The sequence below is a fragment of the Kangiella koreensis DSM 16069 genome (genome assembly GCF_000024085.1).
Taxonomy (GTDB): domain Bacteria; phylum Pseudomonadota; class Gammaproteobacteria; order Enterobacterales; family Kangiellaceae; genus Kangiella; species Kangiella koreensis.
The window spans coordinates 1,112,098-1,133,915 of record NC_013166.1 but is presented as its reverse complement, the minus strand read 5'-3'; the positions used below and the strand labels follow the sequence as shown (position 1 = coordinate 1,133,915).

Annotated in this window: 14 protein-coding genes; 8 read left to right on the top strand and 6 right to left on the bottom strand. The window is 44.8% G+C overall.

All coding sequences use genetic code 11. The features are described from left to right. Positions 1-20: 20 nt before the first annotated feature. The 6 genes from tgt to rmf all read right to left on the bottom strand — a co-directional run bounded on the left by tgt (position 21) and on the right by rmf (position 11,598). A complete protein-coding gene (tgt, locus tag KKOR_RS05365) occupies positions 21-1,142 on the bottom strand; it encodes a tRNA guanosine(34) transglycosylase Tgt (RefSeq protein WP_012801001.1) in 1,122 nt (373 codons plus the stop codon). Continuing rightward, entirely contained in the window at positions 1,132-2,229 is a 1,098-nt protein-coding gene (queA, locus tag KKOR_RS05360) for a tRNA preQ1(34) S-adenosylmethionine ribosyltransferase-isomerase QueA (protein WP_012801000.1), read from the bottom strand. Before queA ends, tgt begins: the two co-directional genes overlap by 11 nt. Before the next feature lie 114 nt (positions 2,230-2,343). Next, a complete protein-coding gene (gene pbpC, locus KKOR_RS05355) occupies positions 2,344-4,707 on the bottom strand; it encodes a penicillin-binding protein 1C (RefSeq protein WP_012800999.1) in 2,364 nt (787 codons plus the stop codon). A gap of 11 nt (positions 4,708-4,718) precedes the next feature. Beyond that, positions 4,719-9,656: an alpha-2-macroglobulin family protein gene (locus KKOR_RS05350; RefSeq protein ID WP_012800998.1), complete on the bottom strand. Its 4,938-nt coding sequence runs from the start codon at positions 9,654-9,656 to the stop codon at positions 4,719-4,721. 262 nt (positions 9,657-9,918) lie between these two features. Beyond that, positions 9,919-11,265 carry a TonB family protein gene (locus tag KKOR_RS05345; RefSeq protein WP_012800997.1) on the bottom strand — a complete coding sequence of 449 codons (1,347 nt, stop codon included), beginning with the start codon at positions 11,263-11,265 and terminating at the stop codon, positions 9,919-9,921. A 150-nt stretch (positions 11,266-11,415) separates the two neighbouring features. Further along, on the bottom strand, positions 11,416-11,598 hold the full coding sequence (rmf, locus tag KKOR_RS05340) for a ribosome modulation factor (RefSeq protein ID WP_012800996.1): 183 nt from the start codon (positions 11,596-11,598) through the stop codon (positions 11,416-11,418). 442 nt (positions 11,599-12,040) lie between these two features. Between rmf and KKOR_RS05335 the strand changes: the two genes are divergently transcribed. From KKOR_RS05335 to KKOR_RS05300, 8 genes are all read left to right on the top strand, one after another. Continuing rightward, positions 12,041-12,424, top strand: a complete 384-nt coding sequence (locus KKOR_RS05335; protein WP_012800995.1) for a MerR family transcriptional regulator — start codon at positions 12,041-12,043, stop codon at positions 12,422-12,424. Between the two features lie 45 nt (positions 12,425-12,469). Then, positions 12,470-13,630, top strand: coding sequence for an isovaleryl-CoA dehydrogenase (locus tag KKOR_RS05330; RefSeq protein WP_012800994.1), 1,161 nt, complete (start codon positions 12,470-12,472; stop codon positions 13,628-13,630). A gap of 345 nt (positions 13,631-13,975) precedes the next feature. Next, on the top strand, positions 13,976-15,154 hold the full coding sequence (locus KKOR_RS05325) for a thiolase family protein (protein WP_012800993.1): 1,179 nt from the start codon (positions 13,976-13,978) through the stop codon (positions 15,152-15,154). Positions 15,155-15,191: 37 nt separating this feature from the next. After that, positions 15,192-16,340 carry an acyl-CoA dehydrogenase family protein gene (locus KKOR_RS05320; RefSeq protein WP_012800992.1) on the top strand — a complete coding sequence of 383 codons (1,149 nt, stop codon included), beginning with the start codon at positions 15,192-15,194 and terminating at the stop codon, positions 16,338-16,340. 15 nt (positions 16,341-16,355) lie between these two features. Continuing rightward, entirely contained in the window at positions 16,356-17,966 is a 1,611-nt protein-coding gene (locus KKOR_RS05315; protein WP_012800991.1) for a carboxyl transferase domain-containing protein, read from the top strand. A 15-nt stretch (positions 17,967-17,981) separates the two neighbouring features. After that, positions 17,982-18,836: an enoyl-CoA hydratase/isomerase family protein gene (locus tag KKOR_RS05310; RefSeq protein WP_012800990.1), complete on the top strand. Its 855-nt coding sequence runs from the start codon at positions 17,982-17,984 to the stop codon at positions 18,834-18,836. A gap of 21 nt (positions 18,837-18,857) precedes the next feature. Next, a complete protein-coding gene (locus KKOR_RS05305) occupies positions 18,858-20,867 on the top strand; it encodes an acetyl/propionyl/methylcrotonyl-CoA carboxylase subunit alpha (protein WP_012800989.1) in 2,010 nt (669 codons plus the stop codon). After that, entirely contained in the window at positions 20,867-21,805 is a 939-nt protein-coding gene (locus tag KKOR_RS05300) for a hydroxymethylglutaryl-CoA lyase (protein ID WP_012800988.1), read from the top strand. The genes KKOR_RS05305 and KKOR_RS05300 overlap by 1 nt, the downstream gene beginning before the upstream one ends. Positions 21,806-21,818: the final 13 nt, after the last annotated feature.

The window sequence follows — 21,818 nt, the reverse complement described above, 5'->3', positions numbered from 1 at the left end:
TAATATTATCAATTAGTTAATTATTTATTTAATGACGGAACAGGCTTGCCCTGTTTCGTATAAAAATCTTCAACAAAGTCGCACAATGTACCTGTTTCAATCGCCTTTCGCAATCCGCTCATCAGATTTTGATAGTAGCGTAAATTGTGAATGGTATTGAGCTTAGCGCCCAATATCTCATTACACTTATCCAGGTGATGTAGGTATGCACGGCTATAGTTTGTACAGGTATAGCAATCACAGGCCTCATCCAGCGGGCCAGTATCCGTTTTATTGTGGCTATTACGCAGTTTTACAACCCCTGTACTGGTGAAAAGATGGCCATTTCGAGCATTACGAGTTGGCATCACACAATCGAACATGTCGACACCGCGACGTACTGCTTCAACAATATCTTCGGGTTTGCCAACGCCCATCAAGTAACGAGGCTTGTCCTGTGGCATCTCACCAGTTAGGTTATCAAGCACATTAAGCATTTCATCTTTCGGCTCGCCTACCGACAAACCACCTATGGCATAACCATCAAAACCAATCTCAGTAAGTCCTGCTAGTGATTCTTTACGTAAATGTGGGTACATACCGCCCTGCACGATCCCAAACAGCGCTGCTTTATTCTTGGCTTCATGAGCAACTTTACTGCGTTTGGCCCAACGCATCGAAAGCTCCATTGATTCACGAGCTTCAGATTCAGTTGCCGGATAAGGCGTACACTCGTCGAAAATCATAACAATATCCGACCCCAGTTTACGCTGTACTTCCATAGCTTCTTCAGGACTTAAAAAAACTTTAGAGCCATTGACAGGCGATCTGAATTCTACGCCCTGCTCAGTAATTTTACGTAACTTGCCAAGACTAAATACCTGAAAACCACCAGAGTCAGTCAGGATTGGCTTATCCCAGTGCATAAAGTCATGTAGATCACCATGCATCTCAATAATGTCGGTGCCCGGACGAAGCATAAGGTGGAAAGTGTTGCCTAAAATAATTTCCGCACCAATCTCTTTTATCTCTTCGGGAGTCATCGACTTGACGGTGCCATAGGTGCCAACAGGCATAAAGGCTGGGGTTTGAATAGTGCCACGCTCAAAGGTGATTTCACCGCGACGTGCCATTCCATCCGTTGTGTTTAATTTAAATTGCATCGTGAGTCTCTCTTAAACTGTCAGAACCAGCAGTTCCGCTTGTTTCGACTAGTCTTGATTCAGTGTTGATCTGGTGAATAAACATTGAGTCGCCATAACTGAAAAAACGGTAAGCTTCTTTCACCGCTTCGTTATAAGCATTCATAATATGATCTTTGCCGGCAAAAGCGCTGACAAGCATCATTAGCGTGGATTCCGGCAAGTGAAAGTTAGTAATCAACGCATCGACTGAACGGAACTGATAGCCAGGATAAATAAATATATCCGTTTCACCCATATGTGGCTGTATATAACCGTTGGCCGAAGCTGACTCTAAACAGCGCACGGAAGTAGTGCCAACCGCTATCACTCGCCCGCCTTTTGCCCGCGCCGCATTGACCTTATCACACACCTCTTGCGAAACTTCGAACCATTCCGAGTGCATCTTATGTTCAGTGATGTTCTCAACCCGAACAGGGCTAAAAGTACCAGCGCCAACATGCAAAGTAACAAAAGTCGAATCAATACCCTTGTTACCAATTTTCTCAAGCAGTGCATCATCAAAGTGCAAACCTGCAGTAGGCGCCGCAACAGCGCCATCAACCTTGCTGTAAACCGTCTGATAGCGCTCTTTGTCGGATAGTTCATCCGCTCGGTCAATATAAGGTGGCAATGGCATATGGCCCACAGCGGTCATCACCGTTTGCCAATCGCCCTCTTGTAGCTGCAAAGCAAAAAGAGCCTCTTTACGCCCTGTAATCAACACTTTAAAGCCGTTTTCTAAGACAAATTCTGAACCTGGTTTTGGTGTACGATTAGAGCGGACATGAGCAATCGCCTCAACATCCGAGTCCAGACGCTCAATCAAAATCTCTAATTTGCCACCCGTGACCTTCTGGCCAAACAAGCGAGCCGGAATGACGCGAGTATCATTGAAAACCAATAAGTCATTAGGATTAAGCAGATCGACCAGCTCATAGAAATGCTTATGCTCAACAGCACCACTTTGACCATCAAGGCACAGTAAACGACTGGCAGAACGTTGTTCGGTAGGATAACGAGCAATCAGCTCATCGGGTAAATCGAAATGAAAATCTTCTAAACGCATAAAAAGTAACTCTGACCTTACGGGGTCATAAGTAAAAGTGCGCATAGTTTAACTACTGACAGAGAAAAGACAAGTTAAACAGGCACAAAGCCTTTAAAATTGGGCTCAGAGAGCTCAATGCTCCACACTAAAATTCAGCTCGGAAAAGGCTCCTGTTTCATCCACCACGATCACTTCGTAACGACCACGCGTTAAGTCTTTTAATGCAATCTGATGCTCTGATTCTAATTGAGACTCCAGTAAGCGCCCATTTAAAAACCAATAAGGCTCACCGCTAATACCCTCTGCCCGTAACTGAACTTCAGGTAGCTTTTGTTTTTGTGGTTCTGCATAAATAACCGCTTCAGGATCGAGCCCAACAATTCTAAGTTTGTTTGAGCTTACGTTTACTTGGCAGCTTTCAGCATATTCTGGCAATAAACTATCGCTCCGGAATGGCTTAGCTATCCACGGTTCCAGGCTTTTTGGCCATAGAGCAACTTCTTTTATATCCACAGAGCCATCAAAACATTGATTATTGACCCTCTTGCCTGTTGCAGCATCAAGCTGCACCTTTACCAAGCCATTATGCCAATCACTACTCAATGGATCGGAAAAAGTCGCAGGAGCAGTATCATCAATTAAATAGGCCGAACGCTTTTTATGACAGTTTTCATCGGACTGCAACGAAGCTAGCGTACCTAATGGCCAACAAATATCAGCCATTGTTACTTTAGCAGGACGTTCGATGGGTTTTAGCCAATCATTGGGCATAGTCTTTAAAATTCGTTCAAGCAAAGGTACTGCAGTTGTGCGGCCACTGTTATTAATACTAAATGAACCATCGGGCATACCTACCCAAACTCCAATAGTGACCTTTTGATTAGAGGCTAGCACCCAGGCGTCGCGTGAACCATAACTGGTTCCGGTTTTATAGGCGATTTGTCTGCTGGGTTGAAGGTACTGATTCCTCAGGTGATTGTTAAGCGGAATTTGCCTCAAAATATCCTGCACGATCCAACTGGCTTGCTGACTCAACAGAGGTAATTTTTTTTGCGGTTGCTCATTATGCAGTCTAAGCTCGGTTGCCTCCCCCCCATTGCCCACCGCTGAAAAAGTTCCGACCAACTGCTGTAAAGTGGCACCACCACCGCCTAATGCCAAACTCAAGTTCGGAGATGCTGATTGAGGTAATGATAATTTCAAACCTGCATTAGTCAGTTGAGTATAAAAATATTCGGGAGTAACTTCATTTAAAACCTGCACAGCAGGCATGTTAAGCGATCGTCCTAGAGCCTGAGAAACACTCACAGCACCATTAAAATGTTCACTGAAATTTTTAGGCTTGTAACCTTCGAATGATTGCGGCACATCAAACAATAAAGATTCAGAATGAATTAAACCTTTATCCAACGCCAGGCCATAAATAAAGGGTTTAAGAGTTGAACCAGGCGAGCGAGTAGCTTTGGTCATGTCAACGTACCCAGCACGATCCGGGTTAGCAAAATCAGCGCTACCAATGTAGGCCAAAGGCATTGAAGTAGCATTATCCATCACAATCACTGCGGCTGATAAACCATCCTCTTTGTCTCGAATATAATCAGAGACACTTAACTCTAGCTCTGTTTGCAGGTTGCGATCAATCGCCGTTTTAATTAATCGCTGATCCGGATAGCGAGTCATTAATTCGCGGCTTAATAATGGGGCTAGAACAGGTTGTGTATTATATTCAGCCCAGACATCTTCTTGTTTGATCTCATCAATAAGATCTACCGACCACACTTCAAATTCAGCCAATCGCTCAAGCAGTTTGTTGCGCTGTACTTTGGCGCGTTCAGGATATAAATCAGGCCGATTCCAGGAAGGTGCTTGCGGAAGGACCGCCAACATTGCGGCCTCAGAGGCGGTTATGTCTTTAGAGGATTTGCCCAGATAGGTAAAGCTTGCTGCTTCTACGCCTTCGATAGTGCCACCAAAAGGTGCATAGTTCAGATAATAAGTTAGAATGTCATCTTTCGAGTAGTGCCATTCAAGCTGCAAGGCCCGAAACATCTGATGTAGTTTACCGCCAATCGTTTTCTCATGTGGCTCAAGGATTCGCGCAACCTGCATCGTCAAAGTAGACCCGCCCGAAACGATTTCACCATGATAAATGGCCTGCGCTGCGGCCCTCATCAAAGCAAACGGATTAACCCCCGGATGCTGATAAAAATAACGGTCTTCGTAATTAACCAATGCCTCAATGTATAGCGGAGAGACATCGTCTAGTGTCACCGGGTAGCGCCAGACACCCTGTGAATCAGGAAAAGCTCGTAAAGGCTTACCTTCCGAATCGACTACAAGTTGCGCGAAGTTTCTCTGTTCAAAATCGTCGATAGGTAAAGGAAAGAGCTTGTCTAAAACCCAAAAAGAAATAAAACATAGCAGTACAACAATCAGTAAACGCTTTAGACTTTTCAGCCAGAAGCGTTTACTGAACACACCTTTAGATTGAGCCATAAGCAGCCCCTTTAGTCAGCGTCTGGCTTACTAATGGTAATGGCTTTTTCAGGTTCACTGATACCGCGAATTTCAGGACGATACATATCTTCCACGAAACTCGATGGTACCGTGTAAGTACCGGGAGTCACCGCACGCACCATATAGAACAAATGAGTCGTCTGATAACTTCTTAACTCGAGTGCTGCCATGAAGCGATCATCCCAAAACTCTTGGTGAGCAATTTGCGTATTTTGTGTCAGCTCCTGGATACTCTTTCCATCAATCTTAATCTCATTAATTTTAAATGAGTGTTCAAGGTTTTGATTTTCCAGTTCAAAGCCAGCCGGTAATAAATCGATGAGCATGGCATTACGTAACTTATTATGTTCCCGCGCCAGATCAATTGATAATCCGACAATGACTCTGTCGCCAGCGGTCAAGTTCTGAATCGAAATCGGCTCACCCTGAAGATTAAAATAGCGACGCTTTATGGCAATATCATCATGTAAGGCTTTAGGGGCAGTTTTCGGATAGCCCTGAGCCTTGTAATCTACGAATACAGTTTTCTCGCCTAAATTGTTTAAAGTTAAAGGCTGCTTTACGGCGTTGTTTTTAGCTACCGCAATATAATCTGCAGTTTGCTTAAAGGATTCAGACTCACCACCCTGCACTATTTCCAGACTCAATTCAGAGTTTTCAGAATTCATATCATTAAGTTGTTTTGCCAAGCGCGCTAAAGCACCTTTTTCTTGTGTCGATAACCAACTACGAGACTCCAGCTCACCCTTTAAATCATAAACCAAATCCAGTCCATTAAGGTCTAGCGCTTCCACAACTTTACTGCCCAAACTCAGACTTGCCACCTGACTCATATCGCGAATCGGCGAACCGTAATCCCCATAATACCAATAAGGCTTATGTTTAAATTTAGTAGTAAAGGCTTGTCCCCAGGCCAGTTTGGCACGACGTTGATCGCCGAGTTTTTCCAAGGCAAAGGCTAAATGAGCCAGCGGTAATGTTCGCTCAGCATCAGCTGCATTTTTATCATAAAGGGCACGCACATCTTGCAAACTGGCGCTACCAATTTTAGTTAACACAAAAGCCGAATAAGCACGGTACGCTAATTCAAAGTGCTCCCTATCGTCATAGTAACTCCAGTTATCAGTTCTGAAAGCGCTGGAACGAACATAACGTTGCAAGCGGCGTACAGCTCTATCCAGGTTATCTTCCGGCACCTGATAGCCCAACTGCTTTGCTTCAATCAAAAAGTCTGTGACATAAGCAGTCATCCAGGGCTCTTCTGGAGAGTTGTTAGACCATAGTCCAAAACTGCCGTCATAACGCTGCATCGAAAGCACACGACTGATAGCAGCATCGATCAACTGTTGCCTCTCTTCAAACAATTTAGTTGTGCGCTCAGATTCAAGCGTATTCAAATCATCTCTTTCAATGTTCAACCAAGGCCAGGCACGTGAAGTTGTTTGCTCCAGGCAACCATAAGGATACTGCAACAAGCCATCAATATAGGACCCAGCATCGAGAGGTGGCGTGCTAGATACCCTTAACACCGACTTCAAACCATAATTATCATATTGGCTGGCAAAATCATCGCTAACGGTAAATTGACTACCGGTATTAACAGCTGCTTGCTTACTAATAATTGAAGCAGCATAGGCAGGACGTAAACCCAGCAACCAGCTACGATTCATTTTTAAATCTGAATTGTCACTTTCGACAGTAAGCGATACTTTGCCCGAGCCGGTAAATTGAGAGGCTTTTACATCAAGGGCTAGCAGAGTCTTGCCTTTCGGTTCAATCGTTAAAGTCTTGGTAACACTGCCGCTACCCAACGCCTTGTCAGCTTCAAGTGTCACAGTAATAGTTTGCTCAGTCTCCTCCATGTTTTTGATATCGAACATGACTTGCGACTGATCACCTTTTGCCAAGAAGCGTGGCATGGAAGCCTGGACCACTAAAGGTGCCGCGACCTTAGCTTTAGATTCAGCTGAACCATAACGGTTCTTACTGAAAGCTACGGCCATCAATCGTAACTCGCCATTGAAGTATGGCAGTTGTACATTGAGCTTGGCCTGACCATTCTGATCTAACTGTACTTTGTCTTTGACTATGGAAACGATTTGCACATCAGAAACCGGTGCATCACCACCACGGCTTAAATCCGCATCACCGCCGAAGCGTTGTCTGGCCGAGCTTCCTTCAGTCAACTCAACAAAGCTACCGTAATTGTCTTTTAATGCCGCTTCATATGCGCGCTGGCCAAAGAACCAGTCAATCGGTTTTGGTGATTCAAAATTACTGATGCTCAGAATCCCGCTATCAACCAAGGCCAAGGTGGCAAATACTGTTTCATCCGAGTTCTGATTATTAACTTTCAGATCCACTTCAACCGTTTGTAGCGGACGAAGCTTGTCATTATGCGTCAGTTCTATATCCAATTTTTTCGCATCACGGTTTAAGGGTAAATGCATCACCCCGAAAGCGCGATTGGGTAAATTTTTACGCTTGATGTCACCTGGTTTAAGCACCATCACCGACACATAAAGGTTCTGAGTATTCCAGCTCTTGTCCATAGGAATCGTCACGCTCGACTCAGCCGAGTCCAGCTCAACCGCACGTTTCCATAGCAGCTGGTCACTTTCTACGGTAACCAATGCCTGGCCCGAATAAGGCGCGGTAATATTAACTTCCAGATCTTTACCCAAATCAACAAAGTCCTGCTCAATTGACAACTTAACCTGATCGGGTCGTTCGCCATTCAGTTCGTTATTGTTAGACCAATACCAACCAGCGAAGAAGTGATAACTGGTGAGTAACTGATTCTGTTGATTGAGAACTTCAAGCCGATAGTTACCATACTCCAGAGGCAAAGATAGTTGTGGTCGTTGCGCTGACTCAAACTTAATGGTCTTGGTGTAAACCGGAACATTGGCCTCAGATGAGCGGTACTCCCAGCCACTGTTGCCATACTGCCAGTAGAGACGACTGTCTTCACGAATCAGGGTAACCTGATACTGTTGACCGCCAGTTAATGACTCACCCTGCGTATTCACTGCGACCAACTCGACCAGATTGTTTTCATTCGGTGCAGCGAATTCACGCTCGGAAGTCCATAATGGCCTGACGCCCACTAACTCTTCATGCGGGAACGCATATTGAGTCACTCGACGAGTAATCGGACGACCACCGCTTTCATACACATTAACGCTGCTCAGTAAGCGAATCGGGAACTGACTTCCTGACCATTGATTGTTTAATTCTAAAGTAGCATGCCCTTCTTCATCTAATGTCCCAGCAGGAACATCCATAACCTGATTAAAATCACGGTATTTGTTAGAACCAAAATTAAAACCTTCATAATTCTCAAAAGGATTTTTAGCGCTTGATACCGTCACCGTGGCATCAAAACGATTGCCGCTGGCTGGCGCACCATAAAGATAATCAGACTGAATACTAATAGCCGGTTTATCATTAATCGCTAACCACTTACCTTCTCCAGCATCCAATTCAAGCTTCAGACGTTCGGGCAAAAAATCCTCGACGGCAAGCTCATATTTGAAAGTCGTTTTATTAGCAAGAGTTGCTTCAAAGGTCCAGCTGCCACGCATGGCGTCCTCTGGCAGAGTAAAGTCAGTTTGGTAATAACCGACCTCGTCACCTTTCCATTGCAATGTAGTAAAGACTTTATTGTCAGGCCGTAACACACGCACAGAAATGGGCGTTGGCTGCAACCAGTTTGCTTGATAGTCGCGCAAGATCCCTTGCATACGAACGGTTTCTCCGGGGCGATACAAATCGCGAGGCCCATACAAGAATAATTCAATAGGATATTGCTGTCGCTTGGTTAACTTAAACTCTGATAAGTCCAGCTTCGGGCTGTTTAGGCGAATCAAGTTAGTATTTTGCCCCTTCAAAGCAATTAAAAAACGGGCATTTTCAACGGTGGAAGCATCAAACTCTGCAAAGCCAGCTGAGTTGGTCTTCTGTTCCGCTAAACGCACTCCTTTATTATTGAGCAGAGCTAGTTCAACGCCTTGGTAAGATTTTGTTGAGGGCAATTGATGAGCAAAGACCACCAGGCTATCTGCGTATTGACGGGTATGGAGACCTATGTCACTCAGCACAAACCAACTAAACTCGAATTGATAAGGATAGTCATCGGCTGGCTGCATGGTCACCGCATAAACCCCATTATCCTTAAGTGCATCTATATCTTTTAATTGTATCTGGTGAGTCAGACGTTGATTATCTTTAGCCTCTAGCTCAAAACGACCGGTATGCACCAACTCAGCCATTTCTTTTAAGTTCTGCAGTTGGTAATAGCGACGATAATCACCATTGGCAAAAAAGTTATCGTAATAACGAGGTTTTACACGCCAGAACTTGAGGTCGAGTTCCTTCACGTTGACCGCTTCAATCGGCAAGATGCCACTATCGCGCAAAATGGTGGAACCCTGACTCAAAAAGCGTAATTGACGCTCAATCGCACTGGTTTTGACCTGCTTTTTAAATGAATCACCTAATGAGCTACCATTGCCGGCCTCTAGCTCACTGGCAACGTTAATTTCATAATATTGCTCAGGCTCAATATAAGGATAATAAATACGACGGTTGTCATCGCTAATGACCCAACCGCCTTTCTGAGGAGTTTTATTGAGAGATATTTGAACTAACCGTTCTAAATCTTGATCACGCTTAATCGGTCGACTGAAATTAATCTGTAAAGCAGGCGCATTATCATAGGTTCCCTGATAAACACTTAACACCTTAAAAGGCGTCAGTGTATCGGGCTCAGAAACAACCGTTGATTGTGAAGACACCTGGCCAGTTTTCTGCTCTACACTCGACTCGGTCGGCTTTGAGCCATCAGAGTCATCACCACACCCCGCTAACAATAAAACCAGACAAAAAATAACCCCGGCTACCAATAAGCGCAAACGATAAGACATAATACTCCCCTGTAATGATTTATTATCACTATTATAGAAACGCCACTATAACCAAAAAGGGTTAGAATTGTGGCGAATCATGAATAATTTATGCTTTATTATTTCAAAGGGAAAGGAAATAGGCTAGTTATTAAGAATATTGATGATACTTAATGACAAGTAGTTTTGAGTAGGAAATTGCAGCCTTAATTTGAGTTAAAAGGCTCCCAAGCCATTTAGGAGCCTACTCCTTTAAACCATTTAATCAAGGATCAGAGTTGGTCTAACTACTGGGGGTTGCCAAGGCTTCTTCATAACGAGCTAATTTTTTCTGCATATAGTCAGGCACTCTTTTAATTTTCCTCATCACTTTATGAGCTTGTTCCTGACTTTCGACAGCAAGTTCGAATTGACCATTTAAAAAGTAAAGATTGGCTGCAAACTCATGATGCTTGACGGGGTAGGCGACTCTCTCTAGATCTGCTTCATTGAGTTGGTCGATGATTAAATCCAATGAATATTTGGAGTCCTTTAATTCATATAAATATTCTGCTAATTCGAGAGCAATTTCTGAATCATTTGATTCGATGGCTTTATCCAGCCAGAAATAGGCTTTTTCTTTGTCGTCTACTTTGAAGAAAAGCTTTGCCAGCTTGAATTGCGAACGACCAAGATTGCCTGATGCGGATTGTATTAACCAGGAGATTGCTTTTTCTTTGTCTTTTTCACATCCTTGACCTGCAAGAAGCCTTTCTGCTAACTCATACTGCGCATCTGCAATTCCTTGCTGTGCTGACTTATATAGCCACAACGTTGTATTGAATTCTGGATCACGCTCTACCATAGGAGCATATTTTGCATAGTAATATTGCGCTATAGGATCGCCTTCCTCTGCTTTTTCTTTAACTTCTGAAATAATCGACCTGTTTTTTCTATTGTTTTTATCAAGCTCAAAGCTTAAACGATATTTATAGACTTTATTGAATTGGTTTTTGTCACTGGGAGTTTCAAATTGCCATTTCGAAATTGCTGCAATTGAATCTTTGACAAACACATCGCCGGGATATGAATCCATTACCTGAATGTCAGTCGGAGTACCTTCCTGATCGAGTTTAAACGCAAACTTCGCCCAGCCCTCTACTCCTTTCATAGCTGCCTCATAAGGATAGTCAGGAGCAATAGTTTTAAGAGGCTTAGCCTCATTCTCAGTATCCAAAGATGTATCAACTGGCTTATATACAGGTTCCAAGGCCAACTTCAGTGCTTCTTCACTAAAAGATTTATCGAGGCTATTGAAAAAAAAATCTGCTTCTTTTTGCTGTTCAGCGTTAAGCTTCTGGCGGATTTCGTTAAGAAATGCCCGTTCTTTTTTTTCTTTCTTATCCGATAGTTTGATCCAGGCATAAGCTTTAACAGGATCGGTTTCTACTCCTGTGCCCTCAAGGTACATCACACCCAGATTAAACTGGGCGCCTTTGTGGCCTATTTCGGCCAATGACCGGAACCACATAAAGGCTTGCTTGTAAGCTCCTTCTTCATAATGCTCTATAGCATTGTCAAAGGTTGCGTGGGATGAAATTGATGCGGTGAATAAAATTAATAAGGAAGCTAACTTGGCAGTTATTTTCATAATGAGTCCTTTTGTATCTGTAATAATCCGTGAGCAAGTATATTGATAATGAAATTTTGATTCAATAATAAATAATAACCCATAAAAAAGCCCGGTCAGAGCCGGGCTTGTATTTTAATGTATGATGTATTGATAATATTGTTAAGTGGTTTAGATATAAGCTTTCATTCCATTGGTGGTAAACGCCTCTCGGCCCTCTCGCCAGCCGCCTAGCCATTCCTCTCGCGCATTCAGTTCTTCAAATGGACAGTTTTCTTTAGACTGACCTTGAAGTGCGGCATTAAAACCTTTGGTGTGGGCTCTTTGAAGTTTATCTCTTTTCTGACGTTTCATAGATGTCGTCCCCTTTGCTGTTAACGATGTTTACTTGATGTATTAAACGCATAAAAAAAGCCGACAGCTCTTGCGAGCGATCGGCTTTATTCTAAAATTCTGTTGTTTGCTGTCATTAAACGTATTAGTCACTGTCTATTTTTTTACTCTATGGGTTTAACTTACACCTAAGTTAGAGGGCTTGGCAATTGATAAGTTTCACACTTTGATCATATTTTCTTCATATCAATTAGTTAGCTTATCAAGTTATTTTTGTTTGAAGATCTTAGCTCAATTGATTGTTTTTTAATCACAGCCATCCAATATCAATTAGTTAGTCTAATTTACTAGTAAATAACTCGAGTAAGACTGGTCTGATCTGAGCGAGACGAGACTTCATCAAGTTTACGTTTGCGTAAAGGTAAGGTATCATTTTATCTTATTTGTCAGAATAAGCAGGCTTATGTCAGGCCAGACAGCAAAAACCATCAGCGAACGAGAATACAGTATTAGCGATCTCGCCAAAGAGTTCGAAATTACTTCACGCTCCATTCGCCATTATGAAGATGAAAAACTGATTTGCCCTGAGCGTCGCGGTGTTCACCGTATTTACAGCGCCAGAGACAGGGTCCGTTTACAACTTATTCTTCGCGGAAAACGTCTTGGCTTCTCACTGGCCGAAATCCGCGAAATTATCGATTTATATGATTTGCCTGAAGGTAAGCAAAAGCAGGCAAAACTTCTCGTAGAACTCATCCAGAAACGTCGGGATGCCCTGCTCCAACAGCGTAAAGACATTGAGCATATGCTGAAAGAGCTGGATATGCTCGAGCAGAAGCTGGACTGAACTGATTATTATTGATTTGTTGATATTTAAGATAGAGGAACAAGCATGTATCCATCGTTGAACTTTGATTTAGGCGAAACCGCCGACATGATCCGCGAAATGGTTCGTGGGTTTGCGGAAAAAGAAATTGCACCGATTGCTGAAAAAACAGACCACGACAACCTGTTCCCGCACCATTTGTGGAAGAAATTTGGTGAGCTGGGTCTTTTAGGCATCACAGTCGAAGAAGAATACGGTGGTTCTGGCATGGGCTATCTTGAGCACGTGGTGGCGATGGAAGAAATCAGCCGTGCCAGTGCCTCTATCGGCTTAAGCTACGGCGCCCACTCTAACTTGTGTGTCAACCAGATTCGTCGCAATGGCTCAGAAGAGCAAAAGCAGAAATACCTACCAAAACTATGCTCAGGCGAGCATGTCGGTGCCTTGGCGATGTCTGAGCCAGGAGCCGGTTCTGACGTTGTTGGCATGAAGCTACGTGCTGAGCTTAAAGGTGATAAGTACATTCTTAACGGCAACAAGATGTGGATTACCAATGGCCCAGAAGCCGATGTGTTGGTTGTTTATGCTAAAACTGAGCCAGACGCAGGTTCAAAAGGTATTACCGCCTTTATTATCGAAAAAGGCTTCAAAGGTTTCTCGACAGCGCAGAAACTCGACAAATTGGGTATGCGCGGCTCGAACACATGTGAATTAGTTTTCGAAGACTGTGAAGTGCCTGCCGAAAACGTCATGGGCCCTATTAATGAAGGTGTTAAAATCCTGATGAGCGGCCTGGATTACGAGCGTGCAGTGCTATCTGCGGGCCCACTAGGCATCATGCGTGCCTGTATGGATGTGGTAGTTCCATACGTTCATGAGCGTAAACAGTTCGGCAAGCCAATCGGCTCCTTCCAGCTTATACAAGGCAAAGTAGCCGATATGTACACTACCATGAACGCCAGCCGTGCTTATGTTTATGCTGTAGCTAAATCCTGTGACCGTGGTGAAACAACCCGTAAAGACGCCGCTGCAGCAATTCTATTCGCAGCAGAAAATGCTACAAAGCTGGCATTGGATGCGATTCAAGTATTGGGCGGTAATGGTTACATCAACGAATACTCTACGGGCCGTTTATTGCGTGACGCCAAATTGTATGAAATCGGCGCGGGCACCTCGGAAATTCGTCGTATGTTGATTGGCCGTGAGTTGTTTAACGAAACAGCCTAAGCTGCTCTATTAAAGCAAAAGATTAAGTAAGAGAAGTTATTGAGCACCGCTAGAACGCGGCAAATGATGGCTTCTCTAAGAACAGTTAAATTCACTTTGTAGTAGAAGTGAGCAAACTTTTTATCAAAAAATATGCAAGAGAAGTTATTGAGCGATGCTAGAACGAGGCAAATGACTTTTTCTAGCAATAAATAAATTCACGTATGTAGTAGAAGTGAGCGAGCGACGCTAAGACAAGGCAAAAAGTTTTGAAAATGCGGAGTGGACATTAGGTCCATGAGCACATTTGATAAACTTTTTAACGCAGTATTAGCAAGCACAGCCACTTCGGAAGAGGAAAATTTTATGTCAGATCCAATCGTAATCGTTAGTGCTGCCAGAACCCCAATGGGTGGCTTCGGTGGCGCACTGTCCACTGTAAAATCAACTGAACTTGGCGCTACTGCTATCAAAGCTGCTGTGGAGCGCGCAGGCATTAAAGCCGATGATGTTCAAGAAGTCATCATGGGCTGTGTACTTCCGGCTGGCGTTGGCCAGGCTCCAGCACGTCAGGCTTCGCTTGGTGCAGGCCTACCACAATCAACTGGTGCCACTACAGTAAACAAAGTGTGTGGTTCTGGTATGAAAACTATCATGCTGGCCCATGACTTATTAACAGCTGGCACTAATGACGTAATGGTTGCTGGTGGTATGGAAAGCATGAGTCTTGCTCCTTACCTTCTTCCTACTGGCCGTTATGGTCAGCGCTTTGGCCATGGTAAAACTTTAGACCATATGGCTTTTGACGGTCTTGAAGATGCTTATGAAGGTCAGGCGATGGGTGTTTACGCAGAACAAACTGTTGAGAAATACGGTTTTACTCGCGAAGATCAGGATGCATTTGCCATTGAATCTTTGGCACGCGCGAATAAAGCAATTGAAGAAGGTTCATTCAAAAGTGAAATCACACCGGTCACGGTCAAATCTCGCAAAGGTGATGTTGAAGTAGATACTGACGAGCAGCCATTAAAAGCTCGCCCTGACAAGATCCCTGCACTACGCCCTGCTTTCAAAAAAGACGGTACTGTCACTGCGGCTAATGCCAGCTCTATTTCTGATGGTGCCGCGGCAGTTGTCTTGATGCGTCAATCCGAAGCTGAAAAGCGTGGCTTGAAACCTCTTGCCAAAATTGTTGCACAATCAACCAATGCTCGTATTCCTGCTGAATTCACCATTGCTCCCGTCGGCGCGATTGAAAAAGTATTGGATAAAGCCGGCTGGGCAAAAGATGACGTTGATTTATTCGAAATTAACGAAGCTTTTGCGGTAGTAACTATGGCTGCCATGAAAGATTTGGAACTTGATCACGCTAAAGTGAATGTTCACGGTGGTGCCTGCGCACTAGGTCACCCAATCGGTTGTTCTGGTACCCGTATTGTTGTTACCTTGATTGAAGCTTTGCGTAAGTATGGTAAGTCGAAAGGCGTTGCCTCTTTATGCATTGGTGGTGGCGAAGCAACAGCACTGGCCATTGAGCTTATTTAAAGCATTTGAATATTAACAGATTCGGAAAAGTAACCTTATGATTCTGACTGAAGAACAAACAATGATTCAGGATATGGCCAGGGGCTATGTGCAGGAGCGCATAGCCCCTTTCGCCGAAGAATGGGACAAGAACAAAACCTTCCCGGCCGAGGCTTTGCAAGGTCTTGCTGAGCTTGGTTTTTATGGCATGTTAGTGCCTGAGCAATGGGGTGGCTGTGAGATTGGTTATGTGGCCGCGGCTTTGGTATTGGAAGAAATCGCTGCGGGCGACGGCGCCTGTTCTACCATTATTTCGGTCACCAACTCAGTTGGTTGTATGCCGATCTTGAATTTCGGTACTGATGAGCAGAAAGAGAAATTCTTAAAGCCATTAGCCTCTGGTGAGAAGCTCGGCGCTTTTTGTTTAACCGAGCCACATGCTGGCAGTGATGCATCAGACCTTAAGACTAAAGCTGTTCTAGAAAAGGGTCCAGATGGAGACCATTATATTATTAATGGCTCTAAACAATTTATCACTTCAGGCAAAAATGGCGATACCGCGATTGTCTTTGCAGTAACCGACCCCAGTGCTGGCAAGAAAGGTATTAGTGCCTTTATTGTGCCAACCGACACTCCGGGCTACATCGTTTCCAACATTGAAGATAAGATGGGGCAAAATGCTTCGGACACAGCTTCAATCGTTTTCGAAGACTGCCGTGTTCCAGCCGAAAACCTGCTCGGTAAAGAAGGTGAAGGTTACAAAATCGCCCTTTCCGGTTTAGAAGGCGGCCGTATCGGTATCGCAGCTCAATCTGTGGGTATGGCCCGAGCAGCCTATGAGTATGCGCTTCAATACTCAAAAGAAAGAACTTCTTTTGGTAAACCGATTAACAAGCATCAAGCAGTACAATTCAAGCTGGCCGATATGGCAACTCAGGTTGAAGCGGCGCGCCAGATGGTGTTACATGCGGCACAACTACGCGATAATAACTTACCCTGCTTAAAAGAAGCCTGTATGGCTAAATTATTCGCATCAGAGATCGCTGAAAAAGTGTGCTCAGAAGCGATTCAAATTTTAGGCGGTTACGGTTATTTACGTGATTATCCCGTTGAAAGAATTTATCGCGACGTTCGCATCGCACAGATTTACGAAGGTACTAGCGAAGTTCAGCGCATGGTGATTGGCCGTGCAATCGCATCAGAATAACAGTAGGACAGACATATGCCTGTAATTAAATCTTCACTCAATCCTCGTAGCGCAAGTTTTACCGAGAATGCCGAAGCGATGACTGCTTTGGTCGACGACTTACGCGACAAGATGGAATACATCACTCAAGGTGGTGGCCCAAAGTATCAGGAAAAACATTTATCACGCGGCAAATTATTGCCTCGTGAGCGTGTGCGCAAACTGCTTGATGTAGGCTCACCCTTCCTTGAGATTTCACAAATGGCAGCCTGGGATTTGTATGACAACAAAGTTCCAGCCGCGGGTTTAATTGCCGGTATCGGCCGCGTTTCAGGCATTGAATGCATGATCGTTGCCAACGATGCCACCGTAAAAGGCGGAACCTATTTTCCTGAGACGGTAAAAAAACATTTACGCGCTCAGGAAATTGCAGAAGAAAATAATCTGCCGTGCATTTATCTGGTCGATTCAGGCGGTGCCAACCTGCCACAACAGGATGAAGTATTCCCTGATAAAGAACACTTTGGTCGTATTTTCTATAACCAGGCCAACATGTCAGCTAAAGGCATTCCTCAAATTGCGGTCGTCATGGGTTCTTGTACCGCTGGCGGTGCTTACGTTCCTGCGATGGCTGATGAGTCCATTATTGTTAAAGAGCAAGGAACCATTTTCTTAGGTGGTCCGCCGCTAGTTAAAGCAGCAACTGGCGAAGTGGTTTCCAGCGAAGATTTAGGCGGCGCAGACGTTCACTGTAAAACCTCTGGCGTAACTGACCATTATGCTCTGAATGATGAGCATGCTTTGAAATTAGCACGTCAGGTTGTATCAAATTTGAATCGTAAGAAAACGCCATCGGTTACTCTGAAAAAACCGGTTGAGCCACTCTATCCTGCTGAAGAGTTGTACGGTGTTATTAACAAAGATCCTCGCAAACCTTTCGATGTTCGCGAACTGATTGCGCGAATCGTCGATGGTTCAGAGCTGGATGAATTCAAACCTTTATATGGTAATACATTGATCTGTGGTTTCGCCCGCATTCATGGTTACCCCGTGGGCATCGTTGCTAATAACGGTATTCTGTTCTCTGAGTCAGCGCTTAAAGGTGCTCACTTTATTGAACTGTGTTCACAGCGTGGCATTCCTCTTGTGTTCCTGCAAAATATTACGGGCTTCATGGTTGGTCGCAAATACGAAAATGAAGGGATCGCTAAGAACGGCGCGAAAATGGTGACAGCTGTGGCCTGTGCCAAAGTACCAAAGTTCACCATCATTGTTGGCGGCAGTTTTGGTGCCGGTAACTATGGTATGTGTGGTCGTGCATACAGCCCAAAATTCTTATGGATGTGGCCTAACGCACGCATCTCTGTGATGGGTGGCGAGCAGGCGGCCAACGTATTAGCACAAATTAAGCGTGATAATTTTGAACGTTCTGATCAGCCGATGTGGTCTGAAGAAGAAGAAAAAGAATTTAAGCGTCCGATTGAAGAGCAATATGAAAAGCAAGGACACCCTTACTATTCAAGCGCTCGCTTATGGGACGACGGTATTATTGATCCAGCTGATACTCGTATGGTGCTCGGTCTGGGATTGTCTGTTGCCATGAACAAAGAAGCCGAAGAAACCAAGTTCGGCGTCTTCAGAATGTAAGGCAGGGAGTCTCTTATGAGTATAGGTATGAATATGAGCAAGAGTGAAGCATTAAACATTACCCTTGATTCGAACGAGCTGGGCAAAGCAGGACGCGGGGTTGGTTATATCACCCTCACCCGCCCTGAAATACACAATGCCTTTGATGACAAATTAATCAATGAGCTGACCGAAGCTTTTGTTGCAATGGAAAACAACGATGAGGTTGAAGTGGTTGTTCTTCGTGCTGAAGGCAAAAGTTTTTCTGCTGGCGCAGATTTAAACTGGATGCGTCGCATGGCTGATTATTCCTGGGAAGAAAATTATCAGGATTCGCAAGCTCTGGCGACTTTGATGAATACCATTTACAGCATGAGTAAAACCACTGTCTGTCAGGTGCAAGGTGCTGCCTTTGGGGGCGGCGTTGGTCTGGTGGCCTGTTGCGATATCGTCATTGCCTCTGAACGCGCCAGCTTCTGTCTATCGGAAGTGAAGCTTGGTCTTATTCCTGCCGTCATCAGTCCTTATGTGGTTAAAGCGATGGGCGAACGTCAGGCGCAGCGCTATTTCACCACTGCTGAGCGCTTCAAAGCTGATAAGGCTGCTGAGTATGGTCTGGTTCATGAAGTGGTTTCCGAAGACTCATTGGTTGAAAAAACAAATGAAGTCATTGCGACTCTTTTAAGTAATGGACCACAAGCAGTTAAAGCGGCAAAAAGTTTAATTAGAGCTGTAGCGAATCAAACCATTGACCAATCCTTGATGGATGAAACGGCACGTCGCATTGCAGACATTCGTGCCAGCGAACAAGGCAAAGAAGGTTTGAACGCTTTCCTCGAAAAACGTACTGCTGATTGGTCAGTAGGCCAGTCTGAAAGCAGCTCACAATAATTGGTTAAGGAAACAGCGAACATGTTTACAAAAATATTGATTGCTAACCGTGGCGAGATTGCTTGCCGCGTGATTAAAACGGCTAAAAAACTCGGCATCAAAACCGTTGCTGTTTATTCAGAAGCCGATAAAGACGCCATGCATGTGGCGATGGCCGATGAAGCGGTCTATTTAGGCCCTGCTCCAGCGCGTGAATCTTATCTTAAAGGTGAACTAATTATTGAGGCCTGTAAAAAGACAGGTGCTCAAGCAGTACACCCTGGCTATGGTTTCTTATCTGAAAATGCAGACTTTGCTAAAGCTCTTGCCGAAAACGATATTGAATTTATCGGACCACCAGAAGGCGCGATTATCGCAATGGGCTCAAAGTCAGCCGCTAAAGAAATCATGGAAGAAGCCAATGTACCTTTAGTTAAAGGCTATCATGGTGAAAATCAGGATGGAGACTTCCTGAAATCGCAAGCTGATGAGATTGGCTACCCGGTTATCATCAAAGCAACGGCTGGTGGTGGCGGTAAAGGTATGCGCATTGTCTGGAAAGAAGATGACTTTGCTTCGAGCTTGGCTTCTTGTAAGCGTGAATCTGCGGCCTCTTTTAGTGACGATAAAGTTCTCGTCGAAAAATACATCACGAAACCTCGTCACGTTGAGATTCAGGTCTTTGCAGATAAGCACGGCAACGCAGTGCATTTATTTGAGCGTGACTGCTCAGTGCAACGTCGCCATCAAAAAGTGATTGAAGAAGCCCCTGCCCCAGGTCTAAGCGAAGAAACCCGTTCCAAGATGGGCCAGGTAGCGATTCGCGCAGCACAGGCGATTGGTTATGTGGGCGCAGGTACGGTTGAGTTCTTATACGATGAAGACGAGTCATTCTACTTCATGGAAATGAATACTCGTTTGCAGGTCGAGCATCCGGTTACTGAAAAAATCACTGGCCAAGACTTGGTTGAGTGGCAATTGAAAGTCGCTGCCGATCAAAAGTTACCGATGCAGCAAGATGAATTGAGCATCAATGGTCATGCTTTCGAGGTGCGTATCTACGCTGAAGATCCGAATCAGGATTTCTTGCCAGCAACCGGTACCTTGTTACACCTGAACACGCCAGAGGAATCTGAGCATGTTCGTATTGATACCGGAGTCACTCAGGGTGACTCTGTGTCTGTTCACTATGATCCGATGATTGCAAAATTGATTGTGTGGGATCAGGATCGTAACGCAGCACTTGCTCGCTTGCGCGGCGCCTTAGCTCAGTATCAGATTGTTGGTTTAACCACTAATGTACCTTTCCTTGCCGCACTGGCTCACAGTCAGGGCTTTGAAGACCTTGACCTCGACACTAACTTTATCGAACGTTACAAAGACGATTTGATTTTAGATGAAGAAGCCGCTGACGACGACACTCTGGTTGCAGCAGCGGTTTATCAGCTATTAAAACGTGAGCAAACTGCAGCAGAAAATGCCAAGAATAGTGAAGACCCCTATTCGCCATGGCACTCAGTCAATGGCTGGCGTTTAAATACCGATAACCATCATACTTTTGAATATCTGGACAAGGTTGATGGCATTGCTAATGACGTGGAAGTTATTGTCCATTTCCGCGACCAAGGCTATCTACTTGACCTACCCAGTGGCGAGTTGCCGGTTCACAGCGCAACTCTTAATGGTCATATTCTACGTCTTGATGCCAATGGCAAACGCTTTAATGCAACCGTTGTTGATGATGGTGCCAATTTGCATATCTTCATTCACGGACACTACAAAGTACTTGAGAAAGTTGAGCGTGGCTTGGCTGGTGATTCCGAAGATGCAGGCGGTAGCTTAACGGCGCCAATGCCTGGCACTGTCATTGAAGTATTAGTCAGTGAAGGCGATCACGTTGAATCAGGTCAGCCATTAGTGATTCTTGAAGCTATGAAAATGGAACACACCATCAACGCACCTACTGCAGGTGTGGTCAGTGAAATTCATTATGCCGCTGGCGACCTGGTGGATGATGGCGCTGAACTGCTTTCCCTGGAGGTGGCTGAATAATGGTCATGGTATCGGACAACCCCGCCCTGCCCACTCACGTTAAAATCGTCGAGATGGGGCCAAGGGATGGTTTGCAAAACGAAAAGCAGCCGGTATCCACCGAGGTTAAGCTAGAGCTGATTCGTCGCTTGATTGATGCAGGTGAAAAACATATCGAAGCAACCGCATTTGTGTCTCCCAAGTGGGTTCCTCAAATGGCTGACCATCATGAAATTATGGCTGCTCTTAAAAGCTTTCCCGAAGCTCAAGATGGCAGTGTCTGGTTTCCAGTGTTAACGCCGAACCTGAAAGGGTTTGAAGGTGCGTTAGCAGGCGGTGCCAAAGAAGTAGCCGTGTTTGCAGCCGCTTCAGAAAGCTTTTCGCAGAAGAATATTAACTGCTCCATTGCTGAGTCTATTGAACGCTTCAAGCCAGTAATCGAAGCGGCAAAGGCGCAAGGCGTTAAAGTTCGCGGCTATGTTTCCTGTGTGTTAGGCTGCCCTTTCGAAGGCAATATAGCACCAGAAAAAGTGGCCGAAGTAGCCAAAGCTTTGTATGACCTTGGCTGCTACGAAGTTTCTCTGGGCGATACCATAGGCGTTGGTACACCAAACAAAGCCCGCGCTATGATAGCAGCGGTTGCTGAGTATGTTCCTACCAGTAAACTGGCCTGCCACTTTCATGATACCTATGGTCAGGCATTAGCCAATATCTACGCTTGCCTGGAGCTAGGCGTTGCCACCATTGATAGTTCGGTTGCAGGTTTGGGTGGTTGCCCTTACGCACCGGGAGCTACTGGCAATGTTGCCACTGAAGATGTGGTTTATATGCTCAACGGTTTAGGTATTGAAACCGGTATTGATTTAACTAAACTGGTCGACGCTGGTGCTTATATCTCCGAGCAACTGGGTCGTCGTCCCGTATCACGAGCAGCCAATGCGTTGCTTGCTAAAAAATAATATACAATCAATT

Excerpts from the sequence above, each read along its gene's own strand:
- tgt (WP_012801001.1), bottom strand. The coding sequence starts at position 1,142 with ATGCAATTTAAATTAAACACAACGGATGGAATGGCACGTCGCGGTGAA.
- queA (WP_012801000.1), bottom strand. The coding sequence starts at position 2,229 with ATGCGTTTAGAAGATTTTCATTTCGATTTACCCGATGAGCTGATTGCT.
- pbpC (WP_012800999.1), bottom strand. The coding sequence starts at position 4,707 with ATGGCTCAATCTAAAGGTGTGTTCAGTAAACGCTTCTGGCTGAAAAGT.
- KKOR_RS05350 (WP_012800998.1), bottom strand. The coding sequence starts at position 9,656 with ATGTCTTATCGTTTGCGCTTATTGGTAGCCGGGGTTATTTTTTGTCTG.
- KKOR_RS05345 (WP_012800997.1), bottom strand. The coding sequence starts at position 11,265 with ATGAAAATAACTGCCAAGTTAGCTTCCTTATTAATTTTATTCACCGCA.
- rmf (WP_012800996.1), bottom strand. The coding sequence starts at position 11,598 with ATGAAACGTCAGAAAAGAGATAAACTTCAAAGAGCCCACACCAAAGGT.
- KKOR_RS05335 (WP_012800995.1), top strand. The coding sequence starts at position 12,041 with ATGTCAGGCCAGACAGCAAAAACCATCAGCGAACGAGAATACAGTATT.
- KKOR_RS05330 (WP_012800994.1), top strand. The coding sequence starts at position 12,470 with ATGTATCCATCGTTGAACTTTGATTTAGGCGAAACCGCCGACATGATC.
- KKOR_RS05325 (WP_012800993.1), top strand. The coding sequence starts at position 13,976 with ATGTCAGATCCAATCGTAATCGTTAGTGCTGCCAGAACCCCAATGGGT.
- KKOR_RS05320 (WP_012800992.1), top strand. The coding sequence starts at position 15,192 with ATGATTCTGACTGAAGAACAAACAATGATTCAGGATATGGCCAGGGGC.
- KKOR_RS05315 (WP_012800991.1), top strand. The coding sequence starts at position 16,356 with ATGCCTGTAATTAAATCTTCACTCAATCCTCGTAGCGCAAGTTTTACC.
- KKOR_RS05310 (WP_012800990.1), top strand. The coding sequence starts at position 17,982 with ATGAGTATAGGTATGAATATGAGCAAGAGTGAAGCATTAAACATTACC.
- KKOR_RS05305 (WP_012800989.1), top strand. The coding sequence starts at position 18,858 with ATGTTTACAAAAATATTGATTGCTAACCGTGGCGAGATTGCTTGCCGC.
- KKOR_RS05300 (WP_012800988.1), top strand. The coding sequence starts at position 20,867 with ATGGTCATGGTATCGGACAACCCCGCCCTGCCCACTCACGTTAAAATC.